The sequence below is a fragment of the Streptomyces sp. NPDC001832 genome (assembly GCF_040297265.1).
GTDB lineage: Bacteria > Actinomycetota > Actinomycetes > Streptomycetales > Streptomycetaceae > Streptomyces.
The window spans coordinates 1-1,067 of record NZ_JBEOYU010000099.1 but is presented as its reverse complement, the minus strand read 5'-3'; the positions used below and the strand labels follow the sequence as shown (position 1 = coordinate 1,067).

The window sequence follows — 1,067 nt, the reverse complement described above, 5'->3', positions numbered from 1 at the left end:
ATTTCTAAAACTTCTCTAGTGTTCCTGGCTAATCGGTCTAACTTTGTCACAATTAAAGTGTCACCATCCTTTAACTTTTTAAATACTAGATTAAATTGTGGACGTTCGACATTAGTTCCAGTAAACTTTTCTTGGAAAACTTCTTCTGCTCCTGCTTCTTTCAGAACTTCAATTTGAGATTCTAATTTTTGTTCAAAAGTACTGACACGTGCATACCCAATTTTCATATTTTGACCTCTATTAATAACCCTAAGTTGTGAGTGATGTTATCCTTAAATCTTAGAGTCACTATTGTATAATTTAGACAAAGGACAAAAACATGCAAAAACGCTACTCAAAAGAATTTAAAGAAACCCTTATCGCCTTCTATCATTCTGGTCAATCCGTCACCCAGCTGTCTAAAGAATACGACGTGGCCCCTGCAACAATTTATAAATGGATAGACCTCTACTCTAAATCTAATGAAAGCTCCGTCTCTAAAGCTGATTTTCTAGAATTAAAAAGACAACTGGCTAAAGTTAAGGAAGAACGAGACATCTTAAAAAAAGTATTGACCATATTCGCCGAGAAAAAGAAGTGAGTGCTGCGGATATGGCTCAAACCATACAAACTTTAGCACTCAATGTCAGACTAAGCTGTCAACTCCTTGATGTTCCTGAATCAAGTTATTATGAACAGATTAACCGACATCCATCTAAAACTCAATTAAGGAGACAATACCTGTCACTCAAAATTTCTCAACTCTTCAATGCTAACCGAGGAATCTATGGTGCTACTAAAATTCATCATCTTCTACTTAAACAAGGGGAAAAAGTCGGGTTAAAACTGGTACAGAAGCTAATGAAGCAACTTCAACTCAAGTCTGTAGTCATTAAGAAATTTAAGCCTGGATACTCACTAAGTGATCACATCAATCGAAAAAATCTTATACAGACTGAACCTACAAAGAAAAATAAGGTTTGGTCAACCGACATTACTTATATTCCTACTCAACAAGGATTGGCTCAAACGCGCCTAGGCTCACCGAATGATCACATCGCCGAGTTCACTGCGATTGGGGCGTCGGC

The 1,067-nt window shown here is 36.9% G+C and carries 1 protein-coding gene and 1 pseudogene; one reads left to right on the top strand and one right to left on the bottom strand.

What is annotated here, in order from left to right; translation table 11 throughout:
• Positions 1 to 227: recombinase family protein (locus tag ABT115_RS30830; RefSeq protein ID WP_351796790.1), on the bottom strand; the 227-nt coding region annotated here is incomplete at its 3' end.
• Positions 228 to 319: 92 nt separating this feature from the next.
• Between ABT115_RS30830 and ABT115_RS30825 the strand changes: the two are divergent.
• Positions 320 to 1,005 (top strand): annotated as a pseudogene (locus ABT115_RS30825) (IS3-like element IS981 family transposase); the annotation flags it as partial.
• Between the last annotated feature and the right edge of the window lie 62 nt (positions 1,006 to 1,067).